Raw genomic sequence first — 19,902 nt, forward strand, 5'->3', positions numbered from 1 at the left:
TTTACCGGATGGAAATTTCAACGGAGAAAGCAGGCAGCTAAAAAGCTGTTTTCGTCCGCAAGGCACTTTCGCGAGCAAGCTCGCGAAAGCGGTAAATCAGGCGCCGAAGATCAACCAGCCACCCCCGCATCCGCCTTCAACCCCTGCCCCTCGATCGCGCGGATCGCACATTGCTCATCGACATCTGACAGATCACCGCTGATGCCCACCGCTCCCAACACAGTCCCGTCCTGATCCCGAACCAACACGCCGCCGGGTACCGGGACGACGCTGCCCTGCCCCAGACTATTCAGCGCGGCGAAGAAGGCCGGGCGTTGTTGGGCGTCCTGTGCCAGCAGGCGTGAGCCCTTGCCCAGGGCAATCGCGCCCCAAGCCTTGCCGATGGCGATCTGCGGACGCAGCAGGCTGGCGCCGTCTTCACGTTGCAGCGTTATCAGGTGCCCGCCGGCATCCAGTACTGCAACGGTCAATGGCGCGGCAGAGATCGCCCGCCCCGCGGTGATGGCCTGATCGGCCAGGTTGACTGCGACTTTCAAGGTTAAAGCGCTCATGGTGCCGTCCTCATTTTGTTATAGGGAAAGCCGTTGGATTGCTTTGTGTTGCGCAATCCGATGCAACAAATAGAACACAATGAATTATTTTTTTGTATACAATAATTTTCGAAAAGCGCGACATGCGACGAAAAGCCACAGTTGTTCGGGCTTCCGACGAATGAAACAGCCACTTGAGAAAATGGATTGACCTGCGCCGTCCGCCGTGAATACACTCTGCGCAAAGCCACTTGTATACAATTACAAAACGTAAGAGGCACAAAACCATGAGCAAAATGAGAGCAATCGAAGCCGCCGTTCTGGTGATGCGCCGCGAAGGGGTCGATACCGCTTTTGGCATCCCGGGCGCCGCGATCAACCCGCTGTACTCCGCCTTGCAGAAGGTCGGTGGTATCGATCACGTCCTCGCTCGCCACGTTGAAGGCGCCTCGCACATGGCCGAGGGTTACACCCGCACCAAGGCCGGCAACATTGGCGTGTGCATCGGCACATCGGGACCTGCCGGTACTGACATGGTCACCGGGCTCTACAGCGCCTCGGCCGACTCGATCCCGATCCTGTGCATCACCGGGCAAGCACCGCGGGCCCGTATGCACAAGGAAGACTTCCAGGCCGTCGACATCACCAGCATAGTCAAGCCGGTCACCAAGTGGGCGACCACGGTTCTGGAGCCGGGCCAGGTGCCTTACGCCTTCCAGAAAGCCTTCTATGAGATGCGCTCCGGCCGCCCCGGCCCGGTGCTGATCGACCTGCCGTTCGACGTGCAGATGGCCGAAATCGAATTCGACATCGACGCCTACCAGCCGCTGCCATTGGCCAAGCCGAGCGCGACCCGCGTGCAGGTGGAAAAAGCCCTGGCCATGCTCGACCAGGCTGAACGCCCATTGCTGGTGGCCGGTGGCGGCATCATCAATGCCGACGCCAGCGAGTTGCTGGTGGAGTTCGCCGAGCTGACCGGTATTCCGGTCATCCCGACCCTGATGGGCTGGGGCACCATCCCGGACGATCACCCGCTGATGGTCGGCATGGTCGGCCTGCAAACCTCGCACCGTTATGGCAACGCCACGATGCTGAAGTCCGATGTGGTACTGGGCGTCGGTAACCGCTGGGCCAACCGTCACACCGGTTCGGTCGACGTTTACACCGAAGGCCGCAAATTCATCCACGTCGACATCGAACCGACCCAGATCGGCCGCGTGTTCACCCCGGACCTGGGCATCGTGTCCGACGCCGCTGCCGCGTTGACCGTGTTCATCGAAGTCGCTCGCGAGTGGCAAGCCGCTGGCAAGCTGAAAAACCGCAGCGCCTGGCTGCAAGACTGTCAGCAGCGCAAAGCCAGCCTGCAGCGCAAGACTCACTTCGACAACGTGCCGGTCAAGCCGCAGCGCGTTTACGAAGAGATGAACCAGGTGTTCGGCAAGGACACCTGCTACGTCAGCACCATCGGTCTGTCGCAGATTGCCGGCGCGCAGTTCCTGCACGTCTACAAACCGCGTCACTGGATCAACTGCGGCCAGGCCGGCCCGTTGGGCTGGACCATTCCGGCCGCGCTCGGCGTGGTCAAGGCGGATCCGACCCGCAAGGTGGTGGCGCTCTCGGGCGACTACGACTTCCAGTTCATGATCGAAGAACTGGCGGTGGGCGCGCAGTTCAAGCTGCCGTACATCCACGTCGTGGTGAACAACTCGTACCTGGGGCTGATCCGTCAGGCGCAGCGCGGTTTCGACATGGACTACTGCGTGCAGCTGTCCTTCGACAACCTCAACGCTCCGGAACTCAACGGCTACGGTGTCGACCACGTCGCGGTCGCCGAAGGCCTGGGTTGCAAGGCGCTGCGGGTATTCGAACCGGGTCAAATCCAGCCTGCCCTGCGCAAGGCTCAGGAGATGATCGAAGAGTTCAAGGTGCCGGTAATCGTCGAGATCATTCTGGAGCGCGTGACCAACATTTCCATGGGCACCGAGATCAACGCCGTCAACGAATTCGAAGACCTGGCGCTGGTCGGCAACGATGCGCCAACGGCGATTTCGCTGCTCGATTAACTGCTGATCGTTCCCCTGTGGGAGCCGGCTTGCTGGCGATGGCGATGTGTCAATCACATCAATGTCGATTGATACACCGCCATCGCCAGCAAGCCGGCTCCCACAGGAGGCCTCACACATATACGGGAGACCACCATGCCGCGTTTCGCAGCCAACCTGTCCATGCTGTTCACCGAGCAGGATTTTCTTGCCCGTTTCGACGCTGCCGCCAAGGCCGGCTTCAGTGGTGTCGAATACCTGTTCCCCTATGACTTCAGCTCTGCCGAAATCAAGGCCAGGCTCGATGCCAACGGTCTGACCCAGGTGCTGTTCAACCTGCCGGCCGGTGACTGGGCCAAGGGCGAACGCGGTATCGCGTGCCTGCCGGATCGGGTCGAAGAGTTCCGCGCCGGTGTCGATCTGGCCATTGCCTACGCCCAAGTGCTGGGCAACACCCAGGTCAACTGCCTGGCCGGTATTCGTCCACAAGGCGTCGACGAGGCCACCGTGGAAAAAACCTTCGTCGCCAACCTCAAGTACGCGGCCGACAAGCTGCAAGCGGCGGGCATCAAACTGGTGATGGAAGCGATCAACACCCGCGACATTCCGGGCTTCTACCTGAACAACACGGCGCAAGCCCTGTCGATTCGCGAACAGGTCGGCAGCGCCAACCTGTTCCTGCAATACGACATCTATCACATGCAAATCATGGAGGGCGACCTGGCCCGCACCATGGCCGCGCACCTGGACGAGATCAACCACGTGCAATTGGCAGACAACCCAGGGCGCAACGAACCGGGCACAGGTGAAATCAACTACCGCTTCCTGTTCGAACATCTGGACCGCATCGGTTATCAGGGTTGGGTCGGCTGTGAATACAAACCACTGACTACGACTGAAGCGGGTCTGGGCTGGTTGAAAACTCATAACGCGATCTGACCGAACACGGTCATCACTGTAGGAGCTGCCGAAGGCTCCTACAGGGAGCCACACAAAAACAAGAGGATTTTTTCATGGCTAAAATCGGATTTATCGGCACCGGCATCATGGGCCACCCAATGGCGTTGAACCTGCAGAAAGCCGGTCACAGCCTGTTCCTGTCGGCGCACCACGACGCCGCCCCTGCCGATCTGCTGGCTGCTGGCGCCGTTGCGCTGGCCAACCCGAAAGAAGTCGCCCAGGAAGCCGAATTCATCATCGTCATGGTTCCCGATACCCCGCAGGTCGATGACGTGCTGTTCCGCGCCGACGGTGTGGCGGCGGGTGTCAGCAAGGGCAAAGTCGTGATCGACATGAGCTCGATCTCGCCGACGGCCACCAAAACCTTCGCCGCCAAAATCAACGAAAAAGGCGCGCAATACCTCGACGCCCCGGTTTCCGGCGGTGAAGTCGGCGCCAAGGCCGCGACTTTGAGCATCATGGTCGGTGGCGAAGCCGATGCCTTCGAACGCGCCCTGCCGCTGTTCCAGGCCATGGGCAAGAACATCACCCTGGTCGGTGGCAACGGTGATGGGCAAACCGCGAAAGTGGCAAACCAGATCATCGTCGCGCTGAACATCCAGGCCGTGGCCGAAGCGCTACTGTTCGCCTCGAAAAACGGTGCCGACCCAGCGAAGGTGCGTGAAGCGCTGATGGGTGGCTTCGCGTCGTCGAAGATCCTTGAAGTTCACGGCGAACGCATGATCAAGGGCACCTTCGACCCGGGCTTCCGCATCAGCCTGCACCAGAAGGACCTGAACCTGGCCCTGGCCGGTGCGCGCGAGCTGAACATCAACCTGCCGAACACCGCCAACGCCCAGCAAGTGTTCAGCACCTGCGCGGCCATCGGTGGCAGTAACTGGGATCACTCGGCACTGATCAAGGGCCTGGAACACATGGCGAATTTCTCGATTCGCGATAAATAACGCCCTGCGCAAAAACCTGTGGGCGCGGAACTGTGGCGAGGGGGCTTGTCGGAACGCCGCACCGCCCCGTTGGGTTGCGAAGCAGCCCCAAAATCTCTGATATACCAAAGATCTTGTGAGCGCTACGCACTCAAACGGGGGCAAGCCCCCTCACCACAGGCCGCTCCCACAGGGAACCGAGTCGCCCTCCAATAACAAGAATTCCGGGAGCCCGCCATGTCGGTCAATCCGCAACAATTGCTGCGCGAGCTGTTTGCCACAGCCATCGACGCGGCCCATCCGCAGCATGTCCTTGAAGCCCATTTGCCAACCGACCGCAGCGGTCGGGTGATCGTCATCGGCGCCGGTAAAGCCGCCGCAGCCATGGCCCAGGTGGTCGAACGCTGCTGGCAGGGTGAAGTGTCTGGCCTGGTGGTGACCCGCTACGGCCACGGCGCCCCGTGCGAAAAAATCGAAGTGGTCGAAGCCGCGCACCCGGTGCCGGACGCTGCCGGTCTGGCCGTCGCGAAACGGGTTCTGGAACTGGTCAGCAACCTGAGCGAAGACGACCGTGTGATCTTCCTGCTCTCGGGCGGTGGCTCTGCCCTGCTCGCCTTGCCCGCCGCCGGCATCACCCTCGCCGACAAGCAATCGATCAACAAAGCGCTGCTCAAATCCGGCGCGACCATCGGCGAGATGAACTGCGTGCGCAAGCACCTCTCGGCGATCAAGGGTGGGCGTCTGGGCAAAGCCTGCTGGCCCGCCACGGTTTACACCTATGCGATTTCCGATGTGCCAGGCGATCTCGCCACCGTCATCGCCTCCGGCCCCACCGTGGCCGACCCGAGCACCTCGGCTGAAGCGTTGGCGATCCTCAAGCGTTATGCCATCGAAGTCCCGGCCTCGGTGCGCACCTGGCTGCAAAGTCCCGAGTCGGAGACGGTTAAACCTGGCGATCCGAGCCTGGCACGCAGTCATTTCCAATTGATCGCCCGCCCACAGCAGTCACTGGAAGCGGCGGCGGTGAAAGCCCGTCAGGCGGGTTTCAGCCCGTTGATTCTCGGCGACCTGGAAGGTGAATCCCGGGAAGTGGCGAAGGTCCACGCCGGCATTGCGCGGCAGATCGTCCAGCACGACCAGCCGCTGGCGGCGCCGTGCGTGATTCTGTCCGGCGGCGAAACCACCGTCACCGTGCGCGGCAATGGCCGTGGCGGGCGTAACGCCGAATTCCTGCTGAGCCTGACCGACAGCCTCAAAGGCCTGCCCGGCGTCTACGCCCTGGCCGGTGACACCGACGGCATCGACGGCTCCGAAGACAACGCCGGCGCCATCATGACTCCGGACAGCTATGCCCGTGCCGCCGCCCTCGGCCTCACTGCCTGCGATGAGCTGGACAATAACAATGGCTATGGCTACTTCGCGGCGCTCGATGCACTGATCGTCACCGAGCCGACCCGTACCAACGTCAACGACTTCCGCGCCATTCTGATTCTCGAGAGCCCTAATCATGACGCCTGACAAGAAGGTCAAAATCCTCGCCACCCTCGGCCCGGCCACCGACGGGATCGACGATATCCGTGAACTGGTGCGCGCCGGGGTCAATATCTTTCGCCTGAACTTCAGCCACGGCGATCACGCCGACCACGCGCAGCGCTATCAGTGGATTCGTGAAGTCGAGCGCCAGCTGAATTATCCGCTGGGGATTCTGATGGACCTGCAAGGCCCGAAACTGCGGGTCGGCAAATTCGCCCAGGGCAAAGTGCAGCTGTATCGCGGCCAGACGCTGCGCCTGGATCTGGATGCAACGCCGGGGGACGAGCGCCGGGTCAACCTGCCCCACCCGGAAATCATCGCCGCGCTGGAGCCCGGCATGGACCTGCTGCTGGATGACGGTAAGTTGCGTCTGCGAGTGGTGACCAAGTACGCCGACGCCATCGACACCACGGTGCTCAATGGTGGCGAACTGTCGGATCGCAAAGGCGTCAACGTGCCGCAAGCGGTGCTCGACCTGAGCCCGCTGACCGCCAAGGACCGCCGTGATTTGAGCTTCGGTCTGGAGCTGGGGGTCGACTGGGTCGCGCTGTCGTTCGTGCAACGCCCGGAAGACATCCGCGAAGCCCGCGCGCTGATCGGCGACAAAGCGTTCTTGATGGCCAAGATCGAGAAGCCATCGGCCGTGACTCAGCTGCGGGAAATCGCTGAATTGAGCGATGCGATCATGGTCGCTCGCGGTGATCTGGGCGTGGAAGTGCCGGCCGAAAGCGTGCCGCAGATTCAGAAAAACATCATCGGCACCTGCCGCCAACTCGGCAAACCGGTGGTGGTGGCGACGCAGATGCTGGAGTCGATGCGCTTCTCCCCGGCCCCGACCCGCGCCGAAGTCACCGACGTCGCCAACGCGGTGGCCGAAGGCGCGGATGCGGTGATGCTGTCGGCGGAAACCGCGTCTGGCGAGTACCCGCTGGAAGCCGTGCAGATGATGAGCAAGATCATCCGTCAGGTGGAAAACGGCCCGGACTATCAAACCCAACTGGACGTGAGCCGGCCAAAAGCCGAGGCCACGGTGTCGGACGCGATCAGCTGCGCGATCCGCCGCATCAGCAACGTGCTGCCGGTGGCGGTGCTGGTGAACTACAGCGAGTCCGGCACCTCGAGCCTGCGGGCGGCGCGGGAACGGCCGACGGTGCCGATCCTCAACCTGACGCCAAACCTGCAAACCGCCCGGCGATTGACGGTGGCGTGGGGCGTGCACTCGGTGGTCAACGATCGGCTGCGACAGGTGGATGAAGTGTGCTCGACGGCGCTGGAAATCGCTCAGGCACAGGGGATGGCTCAGCGCGGGGATACGTTGCTGATTACCGCGGGCGTGCCCTTTGGGCAGCCGGGGTCAACCAATTCGTTGCGCATCGAGACATTGCTCTAAAGAACTCCCCCTGTAAGAGCTACCCCGGTAAGAACTACCCCTGTGGCGAGGGAGCTCGCTCCCGCTCGGCTGCGAAGCAGTCGTCGCTTTGGCATGACGGTTTCAACAGAAAGACCGCATTGCTGATTTCAGGGCTGCTCCGCAGCCCAGCGGGAGCAAGCTCCCTCGCCACAGGTTTGTGCAAGACCCTGGATTTTCCTCTGCCCTAGACCCCACCCATGCCTGCCAACCACTTCAACACCCACTGCCCCGACTGGGCGACCGCCCTGCTTAACGGCTTCAGCCAGATCTTTCTCCAGCGCCATCCGCTGAGCGGGCTGTTGTGTCTGTTAGCGATTCTTTTCACCGCGCCCGCTCTGCTCGGCGGTGCGCTGCTGGGCGGTGTCGCCGGGTTGCTTACCGCGCAACGTCGCGGGTATGCCAAGGCAGATCGTCAGGCCGGACTATTCAGTTACAACGGTATTTTGCTCGGCCTGCTGCTGAGCCTGTATTTCCCATGGTCAGCACTGTTGCCACCGCTGATCATCGCCTGCGGCGGCCTGAGTGCGATGCTCACTCAGCAATGGCTCAAAGGTGCTCGCGATCATCAATGTCTACCGGCGTACACCGCACCCTTCGTTGGGTTGAGCTGGTTATTGCTCGGCTTTGCCGCACCACAGCAACCCGCGCCGCTGATCGAACTGAACACCCTCAACCTGCTCGCCGCCGAATTGAAAGGCCTGGGGCAAGTCATGTTTCTCGGCCATCCCCTGGCCGGCGCGCTGATTGCCGCCGGATTACTGATTGCCGATCGCCGCGCCTTTGTGTGGGCGCTGCTGGGCTCCGCCGCCGGCCTCGGATTTGCCCTTCTACATGGCGAAACTTCAAATGCCTTGCAGGGTTTGAGCGGTTACAACGCGGTACTCGCCGCCCTCGCCTTCAGCCCGCAACGCCGCCAACCCTGGCTGCCGCTGCTCGGCATTCTGCTCGCGGTATTGCTCACGCCGGGGTTCGCCGCACTGGGCCTGGCAACGCTGACCGCGCCGTTCATTCTTGCCTGCTGGCTGATTCGCGCAGGCATTCGGGTGTTGCGTCAGTCCGCCATGGACAGCGCACCTTGCGCTAGCGGGGAGAATCACCCTAGGCTGCGCTGATTCTCGATTCAGGCGTTATCCATGGACAGCAGCAAAAACTGGCGTGAAGAGCTTTACGTCATGATCTTCCAGACCGACACCCAGGCCGGTCGGCGCTTCGACAGCATCTTGCTGTTGATCATCCTCGCCAGCCTGGTGATCGTGGTTCTGGACAGTATCGACAGCGTTCACCAGAACTACGCCGACGTGCTGGCGTACATCGAATGGGGCTTCACCGTCATTTTCGTCATCGAATACGGCCTGCGCCTGTATTGCTCGCCCAAGCCGCTGCGCTACGCGTTTAGCTTCTATGGACTGGTGGATTTGCTCGCGATCGTGCCCGGCATTCTCGCGCTGTATTACAGCGATGCGCAGTACCTGCTGATCATCCGGATCATACGAATGCTGCGGATTTTCCGCGTGCTCAAGCTCAGCCCGTATCTGAAACAAGCCAACTATTTGATGTCGGCGTTGCGCGGCAGCAAACAGAAAATCGTCGTATTTCTGCTCAGCGTCAGCACCCTGGTGACGGTGTTCGGCACCTTGATGTACGTGATCGAAGGCCCGGAGCACGGCTTCACCAGCATCCCCAAAGGGATCTATTGGGCTATCGTGACGCTGACCACCGTGGGTTTTGGCGACATCGTGCCCAAGACGCCGCTGGGCCAGGTGATTTCATCCCTGGTGATGATCACCGGTTACTCGATCATCGCTGTGCCGACGGGGATCTTTACCGCGGAACTGGCCAACGCCATGCGCGGTGATCAACTGCAGCACGATTGCCCGGTCTGCAAGAAAAACAGCCACGAGCATAGCGCGGCGTTCTGCTCTCGTTGTGGCAATGCGTTGTTCAAGAAAATGGAATAAGCAAAGTGTTTTTTAATCTTTAAGCGACTATGCGAGTCCGGCTATAGTCGCTGGCAAATTGCCAATAATCTCCATCGAACACGTTTGATAAAACAAGGAATGCGCAGTGAAAAAACTCTTTGGCGCCTCACTTCTGGCCGCTGGCCTGGCCTTGAGCAGCATGGCTCAGGCCGCACCGACCCTGCTTAACGTTTCCTACGACGTGATGCGAGATTTCTACAAGGACTACAACGCTGCCTTCCAGAAACACTGGCAAGCCGAGCACAACGAAAACATCACGCTGCAGATGTCCTTCGGCGGCTCCAGCAAACAGGCGCGCTCGGTGATCGATGGCCTGCCGGCTGACGTCATCACCATGAACATGGCCACCGACATCAACGCCCTGGCGGACAACGGCAAACTGGTCCCGGACAACTGGGTCACACGCCTGCCGAACAACAGCGCGCCGTTCACTTCGGCCACCGTATTCATCGTGCGCAAAGGTAACCCGAAAGCCCTGAAAGACTGGCCGGACCTGCTCAAGGACGGCGTGCAGGTGATCGTCCCCAACCCGAAAACCTCGGGCAACGGCCGCTACACCTACCTCTCGGCCTGGGGCTATGTGCTGAAAAATGGCGGTGACGAAAACAAGGCAAAAGCCTTTGTCGGAAAACTGTTCAAACAAGCGCCGGTGCTGGATACCGGTGGCCGCGCGGCCACGACTACGTTCATGACCAACCAGATCGGCGACGTGCTGGTGACCTTCGAAAACGAAGCGGAAATGATTGCTCGCGAGTTTGGTCGTGATCAGTTCGAAGTGATTTACCCGAGTGTTTCCGCCGAAGCCGAGCCGCCGGTGTCGGTGGTCGACAAAACCGTCGACAAGAAAGGCACTCGCGCGGTTGCCGAGGAATATCTGAAGTACCTGTGGTCGCCGGAAGGTCAGGAAATTGCGGCTGCCAACTACCTGCGTCCGCGTGACCCGGCGGTGTTGGCGAAATACACCGATCGCTTCCCGAAAGTGGATTTCCTGTCGGTGGAGAAGACCTTTGGTGACTGGCGCACCGTGCAGAAGACTCACTTCAACGATGGTGGGGTTTTCGACCAGATTTACAACGGCCAGTAATCACTGAGCTCAATGAAATAGGCGACCTGTGAAGGTCGCCTTTTTTGTGGGATACCGTTACATCGGCGGTGTCACACCGTCCTTGCCGGCCGAGATGGATTGAGCGGTCAGCGTCCCGTCGGCACTCTGGGTCACAAACGTCACGATCTTCACGCCCACCTTCAGCAAGCTGCGATCCCCCGACACCAGATTGACGATCGGCACATCCTCCGGCACCAGAATCGTCTGTTGGCCGCCCTTGTAATTGACGGTCAGAACCCGGCCGTTGCTGACCACCAGATCGCCTACGCTGCCATTGGTCATGCTGCTGCCCTTGACCAGATCAAAAGGCCGATGGCCGTCGCCGCTGCCGGCCAGTTCCGGCGGGAAGACGTGGACTTCCAGCGCCTTGAGCGTGCCATCCTCCTGCGGCACGGCAGCCGAGCCGATGTAGCTGCCGGGCTTGATGTCTTCGATATTGGCCAGGGTGACAGCGCGGATTTTGGTGTCCTTGGTCAGGTTGATCACCACGTTTTCGCCGCTGTTGACATGGACCGTCATGACGTCGGCGCTGACGCCGGTGATCTCACCGCGCACGCCAATGCGCATTCCCGGCGCCACATCGGCAGCCTGGGCAAAACCTGTCGTGAACAAGCTGATCAAGGTAACAACGCAGGCGCCACGGATCAGGTGACGGAACATCGCATTCATATCGAAGTACCTTCCGGTTTATGGAGCGCAGGACAACATAAGCACGCTATCGAAGAGGATGTCAGTGAATGTATCATCGGATCCCACTGTTTGGACGCATGGTTCATCGGCAGACAGCGCATACCGGCGTCACTCATTCCGCAAAAGAATGATTACTATCAATCCAAACCCTCTTCCGCCGCTCTAGCCAGCCGATTAGCCTCTGCGCATTCCTTCTTGTTCAGCGAGCCATGTTATGAATCCAGCGACTCAGGCGCCCCACGGTGCCGCGACAATGACCCGGGGCATGGTGCTGCTTTTCGCCTTCTGCTGCGGCGCGATCGTCGCCAACATCTACTACGCCCAGCCGATCATCGGCCTGATCGCGCCGGACATCGGCCTGACCGACACCATGGCCAGCCTGATCGTTTCGCTGACGCAGATTGGTTATGCGCTGGGCCTGTTCTTCCTGGTACCGCTGGGTGATCTGCTGGAGAACCGTCGCTTGATGATCATCACCACCGTGGTGGCGATTGCCAGTTTGCTGGGTGCGGCGTTCACCGATCAGCCGAACGTGTTTCTGCTGATTTCGTTGCTGGTGGGTTTCAGCTCGGTGTCGGTACAGATCCTGATTCCGCTGGCCGCCCACCTGACGCCGGAAGCGTCGCGCGGCCGCGTGGTTGGCGGGATCATGGGCGGTCTGCTGCTGGGGATTCTGCTGGCCCGGCCGGTGTCCAGCGTAGTGGCCGACCACTTCGGCTGGCGCGCTATGTTCGTCATTGCCGCAGTTTTGATGGCTGCAATCAGCATCGTCCTGGCCCTGACGGTGCCCAAGCGCCAGCCTGATCACAGCGCCTCTTATGGCCAGTTACTGGGCTCGCTCTGGACGCTGCTGCGCCAGCAACCGGTGTTGCGTCAACGGGCGTTTTATCAGGGTTGCATGTTCGCTACGTTCAGCCTGTTCTGGACCGCCGTGCCGCTGGAACTGGCGCGCAATCACGGTCTGTCGCAAACCCAGATCGCGATCTTCGCCCTGGTCGGAGCCATCGGCGCGATTGCCGCACCCATCGCTGGTCGACTGGCCGATGCCGGCCACACCCGCCTCGCCTCGCTGCTGGCGATGCTGTTCGCCAGCCTGAGCTTCCTGCCGGCCTTCATCCACCCGGCCTACAGCGTCATCGGCCTGGCCGTGACCGGCGTGGTACTGGATTTCTGCGTGCAAATGAACATGGTCCTCGGCCAGCGTGCGGTCTACACCCTCGACGCCAAGAGCCGCGGCCGTCTGAATGCGCTGTACATGACCAGCATCTTCATCGGCGGCGCGTTCGGCTCATCGGTGGCCAGTGCGGTGTACGAACACGGTGGCTGGTTGTGGATCGTGTTTGTCGGCAGCGTGTTTCCGCTGCTGGCGTTGTTGCGGTTTTTGAGTGCTTCGGAGAAGCCGGCACTGGCGACGGCGTAACAACGTTAGAAACATCGTGAACAAACGTAAGTCCCTGTGTGAGCGGGCTTGTCCGCGAAAGCGTCAGGAAGCACTAACGCGACTGCATAAGGAGCTGAAAAGCCGGTCGTTTCGTTTATTGCGATTTTCGTTTGATTCGAATAGCCTTCCAATATCGATTATTCAGAATATTGGAAAGCATCATGTCACCAGTTATCCATCCCCCCCTTAACCTGCCCATGGAGCGTGAGGTCCAGGCCGCTATCGAAGGTCAGCGCGCCTTGGCTGCCTACCTCGCCACCCAATTCGAAACTCAGCATATCCAGATTTTCGATGAGCAGAATGAAGCACACAGCGTCGAACTTCCCACCTCAGCGCTTCGGTTGCTTGTCGACATCCTGGCAGAGCTCGCTGCAGGCAACGCCGTCAAAGTGGTCCCGGTACACGCTGAACTGACCACCCAGGAAGCGGCGGACTTGCTCAATGTCTCACGCCCGCACCTGATCAAACTGCTGGAGTCCGGTGAGTTGTCCTACCACAAAACCGGCAAGCACCGACGTGTGCGCTTTACCGATTTGATGGACTATAAAACCCAGCGCGACATAGCCAGCGAGCAAGCAATGACGCTTCTCGCCGAGCAGGCACAAGCGTTAAGGACAGGATACGAGTGAGGCACTCCCCTTTTACCGCTGTATATGACGCATGTGTTTTGTACCCCGCGCCCTTGAGAGATTTTCTGATGTGGCTCGCGCTCTCCGGGCGTTTCAGGGCGCGATGGTCACTGGAGATACATAACGAATGGAAGCGCAATCTACTGAAGAACCGCCCGGACCTGACAACAGAGCAGTTGGATCGCACGTCCGACTTGATGGATCAGGCCATACCTGATGCTTGCGTCTACGGTTACGAAAGGCTGATCGAAGGGCTAACCCTACCTGATGTCGATGACCGACATGTTCTGGCTGCCGCTATACGCTGCAATGCCAGTGTCATTGTGACCTTTAATCAGAAAGATTTTCCTGACGAAACACTGGGACCTTTTGGCATCGAGGCCCAGCATCCTGACGAGTTCGTCGATAACCTCTTCGATCTGGACCCGGCAGCAGTTGTTGCGGCAGCACAACGGCAACGCAAACAGCTAAAGATGCCGCCGATGGATGTCAGCACTTATCTCGAACTGCTGTTGCGCCAAGGCCTGACTCGGTCGAGCAAGGCGTTGACCCACTATCAGGCCATTCTTTAATCGCCTTTCATAAATGCCAAAAAGCAAAACGGCGATCCTCAGATCGCCGTTTCCATTCACTGCCCGAATTGTCTGCCCAGCCCACCCGGTACACCGTGGATATCCGTCTCTTCCCACGGCCCGTTAGGGCTGATCGAGCGGCTCCAGCCGTTGTCCCAGCGGTAGTAGGTGCGCTGGCGGTAGAAGGTGTTGGTTTGATTGTCGAGGACGTAAACACCGAGTTTCGCATCCCAATGGCTGTTGCCCCCCGGTGGCGGGGCGAAGCTGGCGGAGGTGCGTGGCACCGGCTTCGATGGTTTGCTCGGCGTGACCGGTTTGCTCGGTGTGGTCGGTTTGGTGCTCGGCTGCGAGGGCGGAATCGGCGGCAGCCGTTCGGGCTCCTGCTCCTGGACCGCACAAGCGCTTAGCCCCAAAACCATCATGCTGAGGAGAGTGATACGAGCGAAGGCGGTCATGGTGGCGTTTCCTGTTATTTATCCGGGCTGTCGATGGTCAGTTTTTGTGGCGCGGTGGTGCTGGTGGCCAAAGGTTGGCTACGACCGATCCATTCGCCGGCAGTCGGTTGGCCGGCGCGGGAGATGCGCGCAACCAGTTGGACTTCGGGGAAGTTCGACAGTTTCAACTGGGGCATCATTGCATCCGCATCGCCCAGCTCGACGGTCGCTGGCAGGTCGGCAACGGTCAGACGCTTGGCCGCCAATGGTGCGGGCGGGCCTGCGGTGGCGCGGGCGAAGATGAACACGCTGTCGCCGGGCTGGACCTTGGCTTTCAAGTCCGGTGCAAGATCGACACGCACCTTGAGCAGTGCTGCAACCTTCACTGCCGGAGCCTGAACCTGAGCCACCTTGCCACCGCTGGCTTCAAGCTTCTCGGCGGCCTTGGCGATGCCGCCTTGCAGCGCGACACGGGACTGATCATCCGGCGGCAGTTGCACCAACAGCCTATTCCAATAGTCGATGGCTTCCTGGTAACGCTCGCCTTCGAAGGCCGCGATGCCCAGCAGACCTAGGCTGGTGACCTCCTTCGGATCGGCTTTCAGTGCTTCGTCAGTCAGGGCCTGGACCTTGTCCGACCACTTCTTGCCATCGGCGAAGTATTGGGCCTGAGCCCACTGCCCGAGCAGTTCCGGCTGGCGACCGGCCAGGTTCACGGTACGCTCGAAGATCTTCGCCGCATCGCCAGGGCGGTCCTGAGCCATGTAAGTGCGGCCGAGGAAGTACAGGCCTTCGGCCGAATCCGGTTGGGCCGCAACCGCACGCTCCAGGCGACGGGTCATGTCTTCCATCGACTGCGGCGCCTGGGCGAACTCGCGGGTCAGCTCGACTTTGTCGCTGGCACCGAAATGCAGGTACAGCCCAAGGCCCAGCACAGGCACCAGAATTGCCGCCAGCAACGGCAATGGCTTGCCCAGGCGCGACACTCGCGGTGCCTCGACGCCTTCGGTGTCGGCAAGCAGTTCACGGGCGGCTTCGGCGCGGCCGGCATTCATTTGTTCGGCGTTGAGTACGCCTTCTTCTTGCTGAGTCTGCAACTCAGCCACGCGCTCCTGATACAGCGCGACGTTAAGCGCCGTACGATCCTCTTCAAGCTGGGCGCGACGACCGCGCAGAACGGGGATCAGCAAAAAACTCAGGGCTACCAGAAGCAGCAGGCCTGCAGCGAGCCAGAAATCAATCATGCTTGGTTTTATCCAACAGGTGGTCGAGGCGCTCGCGCTCATCAAAAGAAAGCGTGTCCGGGCTGTCAGCGCGTTGCACGCGACGACGGCGGACGATCACGGCGATGATCACAAAACCGCCCAGCAGCAGGCCGGCCGGGCCGAACCAGAGCAATGCGGTCTTGGCATTCAGAGCAGGTTTATAACGGACGAAATCACCATAGCGGTCGACCATGAAGTCGATGATCTGCTGATTGTCCTTGCCCTCGCCGAGCATGCGGAAAATCTCTTTGCGCAGGTCGGCGGCGATCGGTGCGTTGGAATCGGCAATGTCCTGATTCTGGCACTTGGGGCAACGCAGCTCTTTGGTCAGCTCGCGAAAACGCTCGCGATCGCCTTCTTTGGCGAACTCATAGGTATCGATGGCGGCATGGGCCACGCCGGCCATGCTCAACCCCAGAACGGCGGCGGCAATCCAGCGTTTCATGGCTTGGCCTCGTCGACCAGCGCCTGATACTTGGCCGCCAGTTTTTCGCGCCAGACCTGTTCGTCGATCACCCCGACGAATTTGTCGCGGATGATGCCCTTGGCGTCGATGAAGAAGGTTTCCGGTGCGCCATACACACCGAGGTTCAGGCCCAGGGTGCCTTCATCGTCACGGACGTCCAGTTGATACGGGTTGTGGAACTCGGCCAGCCACTTCAAGGCGTCTGCATTGGTGTCCTTGTAGTTGATGCCGTAGATCGCCACGCCCTTCTCGGCCAGTTTGTTCAACACCGGGTGCTCGACCCGGCAGGAAATGCACCAAGTGCCCCAGACGTTAACCAGCGCCGGTTTACCCAGAATGTCCGCTTTGGTCAGGGTTTTGTCGCCCTGCACCGAGAGCAGGGAAAACTCCGGGAACGGCTTGCCGATCATCGCCGAGGGCAACTCGGCCGGGTTCAGGTACAGCCCCCGATACAGAAAAACAGCAACCACCAGAAAAATCGCCAGCGGCAACAGCATCAACCAACGTCTCATGCGGTGGCTCCCGTCATGCCGAGCGCTTCACGCACGCGGCTTTTTACCTTGACTCGATAACGGCGATCCAGCGCCGCCAGCAACCCGCCTACACCTGTGAGCAGCCCACCGAACCAGATCCAGCGCACGAACGGTTTGACGTGCACGCGAACCGCCCAGGCGCCCTCGCCCAACGGCTCGCCCAGTGCGACGTACAGGTCACGGGTGAAACCGGCGTCGATCCCGGCCTCGGTCATCATCGAGTTCTGCACCGTGTACAGGCGTTTTTCCGGGTGCAGCACGCTGACTTCCTTACCGTCGCGGATCACCCGTACGGTGCCCTTGTCGGACGTGAAGTTCGGGCCTTCGAAGTGCTTGGCGCCTTCGAACACAAACTGGTAACCGGCCAGGCTCATGGACTCACCCGGTGCCAGGCGCAGATCACGCTCGGCGCTGTTCTGGCTCGACAACACGACACCCAGCGCGCACACGGCGATACCCAAATGCGCGAGTTGCATGCCCCAATAACTGCGGGTCAGGGTCGGCAGTCCTTTGATCAAGCCTTTGTGGCGAGTCTTGTCGAAAATGTCCCGCACACCGGCCAGCAACACCCACGCAGCCAACATGAAGGTTGCCAGCACCGCCCAGTTGAAATCGCCGTAAGCAACACCCGCCACGACGGCCAGCGCGGCGCTGCCGAGTAATACCGGGGTCAGCATGCTCACCAGCCATTTGACCGGGGTGTCTTTCCAGCGCACCACCACGCCGACCGCCATCACTATCATCAGGATCGCCATCAACGGAATGAACAGCGCGTTGAAGTACGGCGGGCCGACCGACAGCTTGGCACCGGTCATCGCGTCAAGGATCAGCGGATACAGGGTGCCCAGCAGAATCATCGAAGCAGCCACCACCAGCACCAGGTTGTTGCCCAGAAGCAGGGTTTCCCGGGACCAGAGGTTGAAGCCGACATGGCTCTTGACCACCGGCGCGCGCAGGGCGAACAGCGTCAATGAACCACCGACCACAAACAGCAGGAAGACCAGAATGAACACGCCACGCTCAGGGTCGGAGGCAAAGGCGTGAACCGAGGTCAGCACGCCGGAACGCACCAGGAAGGTCCCGAGCAGACTCAACGAGAATGCGGCAATGGCCAACAGCACGGTCCAGCTCTTGAACACACCACGTTTTTCCGTGACCGCCAACGAGTGAATCAGCGCCGTGCCCACCAGCCAAGGCATGAAGGACGCGTTTTCCACCGGGTCCCAGAACCACCAGCCGCCCCAGCCGAGTTCGTAGTAGGCCCACCAGGAACCCAACGTGATACCGATGCCAAGGAAGGCCCAGGCGACGATGGTCCACGGACGGGACCAGCGCGCCCACGCCGCATCGAGACGACCGCCCAACAGCGCGGCGATGGCGAAGGCGAAGGCCACGGAGAAACCGACATACCCCATGTACAGCATCGGCGGATGAACAATCAGGCCGATGTCTTGCAGCAGAGGATTAAGATCGCGCCCGTCCGCCGGCATCTGCGGCAAGATCCGGGCGAACGGGTTGGACGTCAGGATCAGGAACAGCAGGAAACCCGTGCTGATCATGCCCATCACCGCCAGCACCCGGGCCAGCATCACTTGCGGCAACTGTCGGGAGAACACCGACACCGCGAAGGTCCAGCCGCCGAGAATCAACGCCCACAGCAGCAACGACCCTTCGTGAGCGCCCCACACGGCGCTGAACTTGTAGTACCACGGCAGCGCGCTGTTGGAGTTGCTGGCCACGTAGGCGACGGAGAAGTCGTCCGTCATGAACGCATAGGTCAGGCAACCGAAGGCGAACAGCAAAAACGCGAACTGCCCCCACGCGGCCGGCTGGGCCAGGCTCATCCACAAACGGTCGCCGCGCCAGGCACCGAGCAACGGCACCACGGCCTGCACCAACGCAAAACACAACGCCAGGATCATGGCCAGATGGCCGAGTTCGGGGATGAACAGCCCCGAGCTGTAAAGTGCGGAAGTCATCCGTTAGCCCTCCTTGGCTGGCGTAGGTGCCGATTGACCACTGTCTTTCAACGCCTTGGTCACTTCCGGCGGCATGTACTTCTCGTCGTGCTTGGCCAGCACTTCGTCGGCCACCACCACGCCATCAGCGTTGAGCTTGCCGAGGGCAACGATGCCCTGCCCTTCGCGGAACAGGTCCGGGAGGATGCCGCGATAGCTGATGGTCACGGATTTGTTGAAGTCGGTGACGATGAATTTCACGTCCAGGGAATCGCCGGAACGTTGCAGCGAGCCTTTTTCGACCATGCCGCCCGCACGGATGCGCGTGTCTTGCGGCGCTTCGCCATTGGCGATCTGGGTCGGGGTGTAAAACAGATTGATGTTCTGCTGCAGGGCGCTCAGGGCCAGGCCGACGGCAGCGCCGACACCGACCAGGATCGCGAGAATGATGACAAGACGCTTTTTACGCAGCGGATTCACTGGCCGTTCTCCCGGCGCAAACGACGCGCCTCTTGTTGCAGATACCGCTTGCGGGCCAGGATCGGCGCCGCCACGTTGAGGGCCAGCACCGCCAGGCAAATGCCATAGGCTGACCAGACATACAGGCCGTGATGGCCCATGGCGAGAAAGTCGCCGAATGAAGCGAAACTCATCGAGCGGCCTCCAGACTGTTCTGCACTTCGGATTTCACCCAGCTCGCCCGGGCTTCGCGCTTGAGCACTTCAAGGCGCATGCGCAGCAACAGCACCGCGCCGAAGAAACAGTAGAACCCCAGCACCGTCAGCAGCAGTGGCAGCCACATCTCGGCAGGCATCGCCGGTTTTTCGGTGAGGGTGAACGTCGCGCCCTGGTGCAGGGTGTTCCACCACTCCACCGAGTATTTGATGATCGGGATGTTGATCACGCCGACAATCGCCAGCACCGCGCAGGCCTTGGCCGCGCTGTCACGATTGCTGATGGCGTTGCCCAGCGCAATAAGACCGAAGTACAGAAACAGCAGAATCAACATGGACGTAAGTCGCGCATCCCAGACCCACCACGAACCCCAGGTCGGTTTGCCCCAGATCGCTCCGGTAACCAGCGCCACGGCGGTCATCCAGGCACCGATCGGGGCGGCGCATTGCAGGGCGACGTCGGCCAGTTTCATTTTCCACACCAGCCCGACAACGCCGCACACGGCCAGCATCACGTAGATCGACTGCGCCAGCATGGCGGCGGGAACGTGGATATAGATGATTCGAAAGCTGTTGCCTTGCTGGTAGTCCGGCGGTGCGAAGGCCAGGCCCCAGACCACGCCGACGCTAATCAGCAGCAACGCCGCGACGCTCAGCCAGGGCAGCAATTTGCCACTGATGCCGTAAAACCATTTGGGCGAGCCGAGCTTATGAAACCAGGTCCAGTTCATTGCTGTTTCCATCACGGTTGCTGTTC

Annotated in this window: 21 protein-coding genes; 11 read left to right on the forward strand and 10 right to left on the reverse strand. The window is 60.6% G+C overall.

Annotation, left to right across the window (positions count from 1 at the left end; genetic code table 11):
- Window positions 1-110: 110 nt before the first annotated feature.
- Window positions 111-551, reverse strand: coding sequence for a heme-binding protein (locus tag FFH90_RS22355; RefSeq protein ID WP_007939170.1), 441 nt, complete (start codon window positions 549-551; stop codon window positions 111-113).
- Window positions 552-817: 266 nt separating this feature from the next.
- Between FFH90_RS22355 and gcl the strand changes: the two genes are divergently transcribed.
- The 8 genes from gcl (at window position 818) to FFH90_RS22395 (ending at window position 10,462) form a co-directional block, all read left to right on the forward strand.
- Window positions 818-2,593 (forward strand): glyoxylate carboligase, encoded by a 1,776-nt coding sequence (gene gcl, locus FFH90_RS22360; RefSeq protein WP_018925088.1) that lies wholly within the window; start codon window positions 818-820, stop codon window positions 2,591-2,593.
- A 135-nt stretch (window positions 2,594-2,728) separates the two neighbouring features.
- On the forward strand, window positions 2,729-3,511 hold the full coding sequence (gene hyi, locus FFH90_RS22365) for a hydroxypyruvate isomerase (protein ID WP_018925087.1): 783 nt from the start codon (window positions 2,729-2,731) through the stop codon (window positions 3,509-3,511).
- 74 nt (window positions 3,512-3,585) lie between these two features.
- Window positions 3,586-4,476 carry a 2-hydroxy-3-oxopropionate reductase gene (locus tag FFH90_RS22370; protein ID WP_138866109.1) on the forward strand — a complete coding sequence of 297 codons (891 nt, stop codon included), beginning with the start codon at window positions 3,586-3,588 and terminating at the stop codon, window positions 4,474-4,476.
- A 216-nt stretch (window positions 4,477-4,692) separates the two neighbouring features.
- The gene (locus FFH90_RS22375) at window positions 4,693-5,973 is read left to right on the forward strand and encodes a glycerate kinase (RefSeq protein ID WP_138866110.1); all 1,281 of its coding nucleotides are present in this window, start codon (window positions 4,693-4,695) and stop codon (window positions 5,971-5,973) included.
- Entirely contained in the window at window positions 5,963-7,378 is a 1,416-nt protein-coding gene (gene pyk, locus FFH90_RS22380; protein WP_138866111.1) for a pyruvate kinase, read from the forward strand. The genes FFH90_RS22375 and pyk overlap by 11 nt, the downstream gene beginning before the upstream one ends.
- A gap of 218 nt (window positions 7,379-7,596) precedes the next feature.
- Complete coding sequence (locus FFH90_RS22385; protein ID WP_138866112.1) at window positions 7,597-8,511, forward strand: urea transporter; 915 nt, start codon at window positions 7,597-7,599, stop codon at window positions 8,509-8,511.
- 21 nt (window positions 8,512-8,532) lie between these two features.
- Complete coding sequence (locus tag FFH90_RS22390; RefSeq protein WP_138866113.1) at window positions 8,533-9,357, forward strand: ion transporter; 825 nt, start codon at window positions 8,533-8,535, stop codon at window positions 9,355-9,357.
- Window positions 9,358-9,463: 106 nt separating this feature from the next.
- Complete coding sequence (locus tag FFH90_RS22395; RefSeq protein WP_019579599.1) at window positions 9,464-10,462, forward strand: sulfate ABC transporter substrate-binding protein; 999 nt, start codon at window positions 9,464-9,466, stop codon at window positions 10,460-10,462.
- 57 nt (window positions 10,463-10,519) lie between these two features.
- Here FFH90_RS22395 and FFH90_RS22400 read toward each other — a convergent pair whose 3' ends face one another.
- Complete coding sequence (locus FFH90_RS22400; protein WP_138866114.1) at window positions 10,520-11,152, reverse strand: hypothetical protein; 633 nt, start codon at window positions 11,150-11,152, stop codon at window positions 10,520-10,522.
- 235 nt (window positions 11,153-11,387) lie between these two features.
- Here FFH90_RS22400 and FFH90_RS22405 point away from each other — a divergent pair, with 235 nt between their 5' ends.
- The 3 genes from FFH90_RS22405 (at window position 11,388) to FFH90_RS22415 (ending at window position 13,815) form a co-directional block, all read left to right on the forward strand.
- The gene (locus tag FFH90_RS22405) at window positions 11,388-12,593 is read left to right on the forward strand and encodes an MFS transporter (RefSeq protein WP_138866115.1); all 1,206 of its coding nucleotides are present in this window, start codon (window positions 11,388-11,390) and stop codon (window positions 12,591-12,593) included.
- A 182-nt stretch (window positions 12,594-12,775) separates the two neighbouring features.
- On the forward strand, window positions 12,776-13,243 hold the full coding sequence (locus tag FFH90_RS22410; RefSeq protein WP_018925078.1) for a helix-turn-helix domain-containing protein: 468 nt from the start codon (window positions 12,776-12,778) through the stop codon (window positions 13,241-13,243).
- Window positions 13,240-13,815: a PIN domain-containing protein gene (locus FFH90_RS22415; RefSeq protein ID WP_138866116.1), complete on the forward strand. Its 576-nt coding sequence runs from the start codon at window positions 13,240-13,242 to the stop codon at window positions 13,813-13,815. The genes FFH90_RS22410 and FFH90_RS22415 overlap by 4 nt, the downstream gene beginning before the upstream one ends.
- 56 nt (window positions 13,816-13,871) lie before the next feature.
- Here the strand turns inward: FFH90_RS22415 and FFH90_RS22420 are convergent, their stop codons facing one another.
- From FFH90_RS22420 to FFH90_RS22455, 8 genes are read right to left on the reverse strand one after another with little or no spacing between them, the layout of a single operon-like run.
- Entirely contained in the window at window positions 13,872-14,270 is a 399-nt protein-coding gene (locus FFH90_RS22420) for a hypothetical protein (RefSeq protein WP_111454389.1), read from the reverse strand.
- A 14-nt stretch (window positions 14,271-14,284) separates the two neighbouring features.
- A complete protein-coding gene (gene ccmI, locus FFH90_RS22425; RefSeq protein ID WP_018925075.1) occupies window positions 14,285-15,493 on the reverse strand; it encodes a c-type cytochrome biogenesis protein CcmI in 1,209 nt (402 codons plus the stop codon).
- Window positions 15,486-15,959, reverse strand: a complete 474-nt coding sequence (locus FFH90_RS22430) for a cytochrome c-type biogenesis protein (protein ID WP_018925074.1) — start codon at window positions 15,957-15,959, stop codon at window positions 15,486-15,488. The genes ccmI and FFH90_RS22430 overlap by 8 nt, the downstream gene beginning before the upstream one ends.
- Window positions 15,956-16,492 carry a DsbE family thiol:disulfide interchange protein gene (locus FFH90_RS22435; RefSeq protein WP_019648124.1) on the reverse strand — a complete coding sequence of 179 codons (537 nt, stop codon included), beginning with the start codon at window positions 16,490-16,492 and terminating at the stop codon, window positions 15,956-15,958. Before FFH90_RS22435 ends, FFH90_RS22430 begins: the two co-directional genes overlap by 4 nt.
- On the reverse strand, window positions 16,489-18,492 hold the full coding sequence (locus FFH90_RS22440; RefSeq protein ID WP_018925072.1) for a heme lyase CcmF/NrfE family subunit: 2,004 nt from the start codon (window positions 18,490-18,492) through the stop codon (window positions 16,489-16,491). Before FFH90_RS22440 ends, FFH90_RS22435 begins: the two co-directional genes overlap by 4 nt.
- A 3-nt stretch (window positions 18,493-18,495) precedes the next feature.
- Window positions 18,496-18,951: a cytochrome c maturation protein CcmE gene (gene ccmE, locus FFH90_RS22445; RefSeq protein WP_007939191.1), complete on the reverse strand. Its 456-nt coding sequence runs from the start codon at window positions 18,949-18,951 to the stop codon at window positions 18,496-18,498.
- Window positions 18,948-19,124 carry a heme exporter protein CcmD gene (ccmD, locus tag FFH90_RS22450; RefSeq protein WP_007939192.1) on the reverse strand — a complete coding sequence of 59 codons (177 nt, stop codon included), beginning with the start codon at window positions 19,122-19,124 and terminating at the stop codon, window positions 18,948-18,950. The genes ccmE and ccmD overlap by 4 nt, the downstream gene beginning before the upstream one ends.
- On the reverse strand, window positions 19,121-19,876 hold the full coding sequence (locus tag FFH90_RS22455; RefSeq protein ID WP_007939194.1) for a heme ABC transporter permease: 756 nt from the start codon (window positions 19,874-19,876) through the stop codon (window positions 19,121-19,123). The genes ccmD and FFH90_RS22455 overlap by 4 nt, the downstream gene beginning before the upstream one ends.
- Window positions 19,877-19,902 lie beyond the last annotated feature (26 nt).

The sequence above is a fragment of the Pseudomonas sp. ATCC 43928 genome, assembly GCF_005938665.2.
Classification (GTDB): domain Bacteria; phylum Pseudomonadota; class Gammaproteobacteria; order Pseudomonadales; family Pseudomonadaceae; genus Aquipseudomonas.

Bases quoted from the DNA above. Each gene is read 5' to 3' on its own strand.
- FFH90_RS22355 (WP_007939170.1), bottom strand. From the start codon at position 551: ATGAGCGCTTTAACCTTGAAAGTCGCAGTCAACCTGGCCGATCAGGCC.
- gcl (WP_018925088.1), top strand. From the start codon at position 818: ATGAGCAAAATGAGAGCAATCGAAGCCGCCGTTCTGGTGATGCGCCGC.
- hyi (WP_018925087.1), top strand. From the start codon at position 2,729: ATGCCGCGTTTCGCAGCCAACCTGTCCATGCTGTTCACCGAGCAGGAT.
- FFH90_RS22370 (WP_138866109.1), top strand. From the start codon at position 3,586: ATGGCTAAAATCGGATTTATCGGCACCGGCATCATGGGCCACCCAATG.
- FFH90_RS22375 (WP_138866110.1), top strand. From the start codon at position 4,693: ATGTCGGTCAATCCGCAACAATTGCTGCGCGAGCTGTTTGCCACAGCC.
- pyk (WP_138866111.1), top strand. From the start codon at position 5,963: ATGACGCCTGACAAGAAGGTCAAAATCCTCGCCACCCTCGGCCCGGCC.
- FFH90_RS22385 (WP_138866112.1), top strand. From the start codon at position 7,597: ATGCCTGCCAACCACTTCAACACCCACTGCCCCGACTGGGCGACCGCC.
- FFH90_RS22390 (WP_138866113.1), top strand. From the start codon at position 8,533: ATGGACAGCAGCAAAAACTGGCGTGAAGAGCTTTACGTCATGATCTTC.
- FFH90_RS22400 (WP_138866114.1), bottom strand. From the start codon at position 11,152: ATGAATGCGATGTTCCGTCACCTGATCCGTGGCGCCTGCGTTGTTACC.
- FFH90_RS22405 (WP_138866115.1), top strand. From the start codon at position 11,388: ATGAATCCAGCGACTCAGGCGCCCCACGGTGCCGCGACAATGACCCGG.
- FFH90_RS22410 (WP_018925078.1), top strand. From the start codon at position 12,776: ATGTCACCAGTTATCCATCCCCCCCTTAACCTGCCCATGGAGCGTGAG.
- FFH90_RS22420 (WP_111454389.1), bottom strand. From the start codon at position 14,270: ATGACCGCCTTCGCTCGTATCACTCTCCTCAGCATGATGGTTTTGGGG.
- ccmI (WP_018925075.1), bottom strand. From the start codon at position 15,493: ATGATTGATTTCTGGCTCGCTGCAGGCCTGCTGCTTCTGGTAGCCCTG.
- FFH90_RS22430 (WP_018925074.1), bottom strand. From the start codon at position 15,959: ATGAAACGCTGGATTGCCGCCGCCGTTCTGGGGTTGAGCATGGCCGGC.
- FFH90_RS22435 (WP_019648124.1), bottom strand. From the start codon at position 16,492: ATGAGACGTTGGTTGATGCTGTTGCCGCTGGCGATTTTTCTGGTGGTT.
- FFH90_RS22440 (WP_018925072.1), bottom strand. From the start codon at position 18,492: ATGACTTCCGCACTTTACAGCTCGGGGCTGTTCATCCCCGAACTCGGC.
- ccmD (WP_007939192.1), bottom strand. From the start codon at position 19,124: ATGAGTTTCGCTTCATTCGGCGACTTTCTCGCCATGGGCCATCACGGC.
- FFH90_RS22455 (WP_007939194.1), bottom strand. From the start codon at position 19,876: ATGAACTGGACCTGGTTTCATAAGCTCGGCTCGCCCAAATGGTTTTAC.